This window comes from Motilimonas pumila, assembly GCF_003596335.1.
Lineage (GTDB): Bacteria > Pseudomonadota > Gammaproteobacteria > Enterobacterales > CBDFNC01 > Motilimonas > Motilimonas pumila.
In genome coordinates this window covers 1-759 of record NZ_QZCH01000125.1, presented here as the reverse complement: position 1 = coordinate 759, position 759 = coordinate 1, and the positions used below count along the sequence as shown (strand labels likewise).

Annotated in this window: 1 protein-coding gene; it reads right to left on the bottom strand. The window is 42.6% G+C overall.

Features of this window, described 5'->3' with window-relative positions; all coding sequences use genetic code 11:
- The coding region (locus D1Z90_RS20830) for an AMP-binding protein (RefSeq protein WP_147378825.1) at positions 1-759 on the bottom strand (759 nt) is incomplete at both ends.

The window sequence follows — 759 nt, the reverse complement described above, 5'->3', positions numbered from 1 at the left end:
CACTAAATCGCCCGTTTTATACAAACGCTCACTGCTATCTGGGTTGGATTTGTCATAAAACGGATTATCAATGAACATTTGTGCTGTTAAATCTGGCCTATTGAGATAACCTCGAGCTAAACCTGCCCCACCAATATGAAGCTCTCCAGCCGAGCAATGTGGCACTGACTCAAGCTGTCTATTAAGAGAGTAAAGCTGAATATTATATATTGGTCGGCCAATAGGAATACTAGTGCAACCATTTTCATACTCTCTGCAATCCCAGTAACTCACATCTATCGCAGCTTCAGTCGGTCCGTACAAATTATGTAGCTCTGCTTGAGGGCAACTTTCTCGAAACGTTTGTACTTGATACACAGTCAGCGCTTCACCACTACAAAATACCTGCTTGAGGGAGTGACAGTCAGACAAGCTTTCCTGTAATAAGATGCTTGCCAACATTGATGGTACAAAATGCAACTTAGTAATTTTCTCTTCTTTAATTAATCGTACTAAATACTCCGGATTTTTATGCCCTTCGGGTTTAGCGATAACCAATCTTGCCCCGACAGTTAGAGGCCAGACAAACTCCCAAACGGAAACATCAAAACTAAAGGGTGTTTTTTGTAATATCTTGTCTGCTGGCGAAGCACCATATTGAGCGTGCATCCAGTTAACTCTATTAACCAACGCTTGATGCTCAACCATAACCCCTTTGGGATTACCCGTTGAGCCTGAGGTGTAAATCACATAAGCAAGGTGGTTGGAGTTGAGTCCCAG